Origin of the sequence: Actinomyces sp. 594, assembly GCF_019325145.1 — a bacterium.
Classification (GTDB): Bacteria; Actinomycetota; Actinomycetes; order Actinomycetales; family Actinomycetaceae; genus Actinomyces.
On the sequence record NZ_PIZC01000026.1, the window covers coordinates 1 to 7410 of the forward strand.

Below are 7410 nucleotides of genomic sequence, written 5' to 3' on the forward strand. Positions count from 1 at the left end.
GCTCCCAACCGTCCCAAAACCCATGAGACTCAACCGTCCCAGAAGTCATGAGACTCAACCGTCCCAGAAGTGTGGAGACAGCACAGTCACAACAAAGTACGAACCGCCGACCAGAACATACGAACCCTGACGCGAAGGTACGAACCGTCACATCAACACCGTCCCGACAACACACGAACCCCCAGACCCACACACCCTCAAACACCAAGAACCGGTCTCAGCACGTCACAAGTGCCGGTCTCAGCGTGTCACAAGTGCCGGTCTCGCGAGGGGCGAAGGGCGGTGGTCAGCGCTTGTGGCCAGTGCGCATGGTCAGCGCTCGTACAGGACGGCGACGGTGCGGCCGGGGATGGTGATGGTGCCGGTGCCCGCGTCGAAGCGGGTGTCCTTCACGATCGGGTCGGCGCCCTCCAACTGGATGTCGCTCAGCTCGAAGTAGCGGTCCACCAGCGCATCCACCCGCTGCTCGACGGTTCCGGGGGCGGGGTTGATCACCACGAGCAGCCCGTCCAAGTCCGGGTCGATGTCACTTGCCCCGGCGCCGTCATCTATCAGCATGATCACCAGCCCGGGCGTGTCGAAGTCGCCGCTCGGGAACGACACCCGTTCGCGTATCAGCGCGGCCGACCCCAGGGAGAACAAGTGGCTAGAGCGCCGCAGTCGCAGCAGGTCGAGCGCCTGCGCCCGGGCGGTGGCGATGTCCTGTGCACTTGGGCGCAGGTCCTCGCGCATGAGGATGCCGGCCTGCACCACCCAGGCATCGAAGTTGCGGGCGGCCGGCGGCAGGCCACGGCCCCAACCGTTGTCCTGCCCGGTCCAGTCGATAGCGTTGAAGTGGTCGCCGGAGTTGTAGGAGTCGGTGTCCAGTGACTTGCTGCGCAGCAGCTCCGTGCCCGCTGCCCAGAAGCACGGTGACTGCCCGAGCGTGACGGTGGCCAGGCACAGCGTGTTCATGCGGATGCGCTCGGCCATGGACGTGCCCAGCGGCAGCTTGTAGGCGAGCCGGTCGAACAGGGTCTCGTCGTCGTGGGCATCGACGTAGTTGATGGCGTCGGTGGGGGCGTACCCGTACGCGGCGGGCTGATCGCCGTAGCTGATCTCCTCACCTCTGACCCACTGCGCGCCGGCGGCATGCAGCTCGAAGTCCCGCATGTTGCCGGCCAGGGCCAGGCGAACCAGGTCGGTGCGCCAGGCCAGGTCATTGCGCTTGGTCTCCTCGGAGCGGTCGTCATAGCCGTTGGGGTCGGTCAGTTCGCCATTACCCAGCCCCTGCGGCACGCGCGGGTCGGTGTCATCGCTGCGGCCGTGGACGGCGTCACGCACACGGTCGTTGAATGTGCCAATGCCCAGCAGGCCCGCCTGCCCCTGCTTGGCCTGGGTGAACAGGGCGTTATTCGCCACCTCCCCCATGTTCCAGCCCTCGCCGTACAGGTAGATGCAGTGCCCGACCGCGTCATCGGCGACCTCGGCCAGGGCCTCCTGCAGATGCGTCATGGTTGCCAGTGAGTGGTAACCCATCAGGTCGAAGCGGAAGCCGTCGACCCGGTAGTCGACCACCCAGGAGACGCAGGCGTCAATCATGAGCCGTTCGGCCATGCGGTGCTCGGTGGCGATGTTGTTGCAGCACGTGGACATCTCCACGTTCCCCGCGGCATCCAGCCGGTGGTAGTAGCCGGGCACGATCCGGTCGAGCACGCTGTGCGGATCCTGGCCCGAGGCCCCGGTGTGGTTGAAGACCTGGTCGAGCACCACCTGCAGGCCCATGCCGTGGATGGCGCCGACCATCTCCCGGAACTCGTATACGCGCGCCCCGCCGTCCTGCCTGCCCGCCCGCGCGTAGGAGCCCTCGGGGGCCAACCAGTGCCAGGGGTCGTAGCCCCAGTTGTAAGCGTCCTGATCGGCGACGGCGGTGATGGCGGCCTGTGGGCGGCGCGAGGCCGCGGAGGCGTCGGCGGGAATCTCCGGGACGCTTTGGGCGGCACGCTCCTCGGGCACGGAGCAGAAGTCGAAGGTGGGCAGCAGGTGGAGGGTGTCGATGCCCGCGGCAGCGAGACTGCGCAGGTGACGGGTTCCCGCGGAGGCGAGGGAGAAGGCCGCGTAGGTACCGCGCAGCTCTTCTGGCACGGAGTCATCGGCGGCGGAGAAGTCGCGCACGTGCAGCTCGTAAATGGCGCGGGCCGCGTCATTGGCGACGACGGGGCTCAGGTTCTCCCGCCAGTTCGAGGGCTTGAGCGCGCGCTGCCCCAGGTCGACGACGACGCTCCTGCGCGAGTCCACGGTCAGCGCGCGCGAGTAGGGATCGGTGACCAGGTTCGTCTCCACCTTTCCGGTGGAGGGGACATACACGCTCACCTCCCACAGGTATTGCGCGCCGGTGTCGATGCCGGCTGCGGTGGCGGCTGGGCCACCCACCTCCCAGCGGCCGTCCCAGGACTCGGCGTCAGCGCGACCTGCGGGCACGCGAACCGGGTCCCCCTCCGCCAGCGGGGCGGAGCCGGTCGGGTCGCCGGTGGGCCAGGCGAGCAGGACGACGTCGACGGCGGTGGGTGCCCACAGGGCGAAGGTGGGTGCGCCGTCGGGGCCGATGCCGGCGCCGAGCGGGGCCGAGCCGTCGCGGGCCGCCGCGCCTGCGTACAGGCGGTCGAGCAGGGGCCAGGTCTGCACGCCGGTGAAGGCAGTGATCCAGCCACCGGTGGAGGCCGAGGTACGCTGCACCACCGCCAGCTGACCGGTCAGCAGCAGTGTTATGTCCTCGCGCTCGACGCTGCGGCCACCGAACTCGTCCTCCAGTGACAGGGCCAGGTAGCCGCGCAGGGCGGGGTGTGCGGCCATGGCCTCCTCCCCGAGCAGATCCTCCAGGGAGCCGACGATGGATAGGGGGATCTCCGTGCCGCCGGGGCCTCGGTCCAAAATCCCGTCCACGATGCGCGCGCCCCCTTCGGGGGACGTCACGAGCCCGAAGGTTACGGGTGTGCGGGTTGTGGCCCCCTCCGTCGGGGGTGCGCTCAGCGCCCCTACGTCAACCATCGCCGGCAGCAGGTCGGCGGGCCAGGCGAGGGTGGTCTCATCCACCCAGTAGGCGCGGGCCTCCCCAACCCCGGGAAGCTCGTGGCGGACCGGGGCGTCGTGATGCACCGGGACGACGATGGCCATAGGAACACCTTCCTGCCTGTTGGCGCGAGTCTAGCCCGACGCTTCCAGGAACAGCCAACATCTGTCAAGACACCACGGCGATGTGGTCCGAGTGGTCGTTCACAGCAGCCTCACCGCGCAGCAGCCTCACCGCGCAACAGCGGCGCGGCAACCACAGGGCAGCCGCGCAGCACAGTGCTCACAGCACACTCGACCGGCCCCGCCCCTAGGGTCGCAGCCCCCGCAGGTAGACGTCAACCAGCCAGTCCTGCCAGCCGGGGGCCATTTCATCGACGGCCGCCCCCAGCGGCCGGGATAATTCGACCACGCCAACCTGAAATCGGATGGGGTCGACGTCTTGACGCACAAGCCCCGCGGCGTGCGCGCGCTCAAGCACCTGCGCGATTCGCGTGAGGGCGCGCTCGCGCAGGCCGGGCCCGGGACCACCCGCCGCGAACAGCTCGGAGCTGCCGCCGACCTGCATCAGCAGCCGCCCCAACCGCAGCGCCGCCAGCTCGTGCACGAAGCCCGCCCAGGCAGCCTCGGGGGCGCTTCCCCAGGCCTGCTCGCAGCGCCCCGCGGCCGCGTCCAGGCGCTCGTAGACCGCGTCGGCAACCCCGACCACCAGGCTCATCCGGTCCGGGAAATGCCGGTACAGCGTCCCCATGCCGACGCCCGCCTGAGCCGCAATCCTCCTGACGGGGACGTCTACGCCGACATCGGCGAATAGGTTCTTGGCAGCCTCGACGATCGCCTCGCGGTTGGCGGCGGCGTCCACGCGCATAGTGATGCTCCTCTCCCCCGCGGATGTCCCCGCGGGCTTGCCCAGACTACATCCGGAGCGATACGCTCCGGAACGCATCCGGAGCATATCGTTCCACTTACAGAATCGAGCAAGCGATGAGCACCCCACGAACCACCCCGGCGCAGGTCCCCGCCGCGCCCCAGGACCCGCGGCGTTCCACCCGCGGGCTCCTGCTCGCCACCATCGGCATTCCCGCCGTCATCATCCTCATGCTCCTGGCGTTCCTGGCGCCGTCCATAAGCTCCGGCGCCAAGGACCTGCCCCTGGCGCTCGCGGCACCGGAGGCCGCACAGGACCAGTTGCTGAGTCAGCTGGAGACCTCCGCACCCGGAGTGTTCGAGGTGACCGTCGTCGAGGACACCCAGGCGGTGACCAGCGCGGTTGAGAACCGTGAGGCCATCGGCGGGATCGCCATCACCGCCGACGAGTCGGGCCAGCAAGTCGAGGTGGTAACCGCCTCCGGCGCGGGCGGCCCCTACTCCGCACTGCTGACCAACCTCGCCACCGCACTGGAGGCACAGATTGACGCGCAGGCCGTGGCCGCAGCCCAGGCGCAGGGCGCCGACGCCGCCACGCTCGCACAGGTCCAGCAGGAGGCGAGTACCTCGCAGTCGGTCACCGTAACCGACGTCGCCCCCCTGCCCGCCGACGACCCGGCCGGAGTGGCCCTGTCCTCGGTGGCGCTGCCGCTGGTGTTCGGGGGCCTCGCCTCGGGCGTGATCCTGAGCCTGGTACTGCGCACTTCTCCGTGGAAGCGCGTGCTGGGGGCGACGGCAATCGCCGCACTTGGCGGGCTGTGCGTCGCCGTCGTGCTACAGACCTGGTTCGGCGCCGTCTCCGGCTCCTTCCTGCTGCTGTGGGCGGGCCTGACCCTCGGCATTGCGGCGATCTCCCTGACGCTGATCGGCCTGCAGGAGCTGATGGGCTATGCCGGCATAGGGCTAGGCGCCGTAATCATGCTGTTTGTGGCTAACCCGCTCTCCGGCCTCGCCACCGGGTGGCAGTGGCTCCCCAGCGGGTGGGGAGCATTCGGGCAGCTGCTACCCGTCGGGGCGGCCGGCACCTGGCTGCGCTCCGCCGCCTACTTCGACGGCGCCGGCATGGGGGCGAGCCCATGGGTGCTGACGGCCTGGATCGTCTGCGGCCTGGCCCTGCTCGCCGTCGGCGCGTACGCCAATGCCCGCCGCGGTCGTGGTGATCGCGTGAGCTGAGTCCTCGACCGCGCAGACCATCACGCAAACCCGCCGGGACGGTGCGGAGGCGAGTGCCTTCGGGACCGTCCCGGCGGGGTGTCGCGAGCGTTGGTGGAGCCGGCCAGCGTTTGCTACGCCCCTTCGGCGTCTACTACGCCGGTTAGACCTCTGTTGAAGGGCCGGAGCCCCTTCAACAAACACCTAACGCGCGTACTAGAGCAGTAACCGGCGTAGTAGAGGACCCCGGCCGCAAGCGCGGACGTGGGCGGCAGGCAACGATGCGGGCGGCGCCCGGAACCAGCCACTCGGTCCCGGGCGCCGCCCGCGTTGTTGCGCGCCGCGATTCAGGCGCGGCGACGCCGGTGCAGGAGCGCCCCCGCCATGATCAGCGCCAGCGCGGCCACGGTCAGCGGCATGACCCCGATGGCTCCGGTACGGGCCAGCGCGCCGGCGGCGCCGGCGGGTGTCGCGGATGACGATGACGAAGCCCCCTCAGCGGGGACGGTCGCGGTCGCCGACGGCGCTGCACCGCCGCCTGCGGGGACCGTAGCCGTTCCACCGGGGGCAGTGGCAGCCGCCGTAGCCGCGGGCGCAGTGCTCTCCCCGACCGCCGCGGGCGCGGTGCCCTGCGCGGAGGCACCGGGCTGCGCCGACGCCGTCGCCTCGGCACTCGGATCCGCGCCGGGCACCGACGTGGAAGTGGCCGACGGGACGGCAGTGGGCTCCGCGGTGGGATCGGCTGCGGGCGGCTCCGTGACCTCGTGCCACACCAGGTGGGTGCGGGCGTCGTAGTAGAAGGCGACGGGCTTTAGGCCGTCCGTGGTGTAGTAGATGTTGTCGCCGCCGGGGACGCCATCGGCGCCGTAGTTCTCGTCCCAGGTGCCGCCGATGGCGACCTTGTACTGCCAGGTGCCGGCGGGGATGTCGAAGGTGCCGGTGTACAGGCCGGAGACCGGGTCCTGGGTGAGCAGCGCCTGCTCGCAGTCGGGCTGCCAGTCGGAAATGCAGCCCATCTCGGTGTTGTGGTCGCCGGGGATGGTGACCTCGAGGCCGTCGATGGGGGCATCCGGCTTGGCCTCGGGCTCGGCGCCGGTCAGGTCGGCGCCTACGACGGCGAGGGTGGAGGTGGCGGCCCGGTTGCCGGCGGCGTCGGTCGTTACCGCCCGCACCTCCAGGACGGTGCCGGTGGGCACCGCGGACAGGTCCGCGTACACGCGCGGGGTGTCATCCTCGGCGGTGCCGACGACGGTCCACTCCTCGGTACCGAGCGGCCGGTAGGAGAAGGTGGTCTCCGCCCAGCGGCCGGCCGCGGTGGCGGCGGCGATCTCGGCGGTGGCGCCGGACAGGTTCGTCCCGTAGGCGGTGGCGAACTCGACTGCGGGGTTCTCGGTGGCGGCGACGGTGGCGTCGGCGCGCAGCACGACGGCGCTCAGCGCGGGCACGGTCAGCGTGACCGTGCCGTCGGCGTCGGCCGTGACCGCCTGCTCGGTGCCGTACAGCGGGGTGTAGGCGGCGCCGGGAGTGAGGGTGTTGAAGGTGACCACCTGGTCCTCGCCGGCATTGTTCAGGGCGACCAGGTGCTCGATCTTCTCGTCGCGGTCCACGCGGGCGAAGGCGTATACGCCGGCGGAGTCCTGGGAGTACAGCTCGATCTGGGAGCCAGTGGACAGCGCCGGGTAGGTGGCGCGCAGCTGGGACACAGTGGCGATGTGCTGGTAGAGCGCGGAGTCGGTGTCGTAGCGGTCGGTGGAGCCGGCGACGGTGCCGTCGATGAGCTGCTCGGTCGCGTACTGGTCCACCTGGGTGGCGAACATGTCCTGGCGGGCGTCCTTGTCCCCGCCGGAGCCGGCGAAGCCCTGCTCGTCACCGTAGTAGATGACCGGCTGACCGCGGGTCAGCAGCATCAGCGAGTGGGCGAGCTCGGAGCGGATTAGCAGCTCCTCGCTGCCGGAGCCGCCGCCCAGCAGGTAGCCGATACGACCCATGTCGTGGTTGCCCAGGAAGGTGGGTTCGGCATAGATGCTGGAGTGAGTGGTCGTGTAGTAGTCGTCGGTGGCGAAGAAAGTGCTCAGGTTCGTCGTCGGCCGGCCCCGGGCGAAGCCCTGGGCGGCGGCCTGGAAGGCGAAGTCGAGGGTGGCGTCCATGCCGGTGCCGCGCACGTAGGGGCTGGTCTTGGTGGCGTCGGCATCGTGTGATGTCTCATGACTTCTGGGACTGTTGGATCTCATGACATCTGGGAGTGTCAGAAGTCGTGAGATTCTGGGAGGCCCTGGGTGGGGT

The 7410-nt window shown here is 69.9% G+C and carries 4 protein-coding genes; 1 reads left to right on the top strand and 3 read right to left on the bottom strand.

The window, feature by feature from the left end; translation table 11 throughout:
* Nucleotides 1-312 precede the first annotated feature (312 nt).
* Nucleotides 313-3153 (bottom strand): pullulanase-type alpha-1,6-glucosidase, encoded by a 2841-nt coding sequence (gene pulA / locus GZ998_RS03905; RefSeq protein ID WP_257505009.1) that lies wholly within the window; start codon nucleotides 3151-3153, stop codon nucleotides 313-315.
* A gap of 205 nt (nucleotides 3154-3358) precedes the next feature.
* Nucleotides 3359-3916 (bottom strand): TetR/AcrR family transcriptional regulator, encoded by a 558-nt coding sequence (locus GZ998_RS03910; protein WP_219109091.1) that lies wholly within the window; start codon nucleotides 3914-3916, stop codon nucleotides 3359-3361.
* A 116-nt stretch (nucleotides 3917-4032) separates the two neighbouring features.
* On the opposite strand from GZ998_RS03910, the gene GZ998_RS03915 reads away from it, so the two are divergent.
* Nucleotides 4033-5148, top strand: coding sequence for an ABC transporter permease (locus tag GZ998_RS03915; protein WP_219109092.1), 1116 nt, complete (start codon nucleotides 4033-4035; stop codon nucleotides 5146-5148).
* Nucleotides 5149-5474: 326 nt separating this feature from the next.
* Here the strand turns inward: GZ998_RS03915 and GZ998_RS03920 are convergent, their stop codons facing one another.
* A complete protein-coding gene (locus GZ998_RS03920; protein WP_219109093.1) occupies nucleotides 5475-7358 on the bottom strand; it encodes an alpha-amylase family glycosyl hydrolase in 1884 nt (627 codons plus the stop codon).
* Nucleotides 7359-7410: the final 52 nt, after the last annotated feature.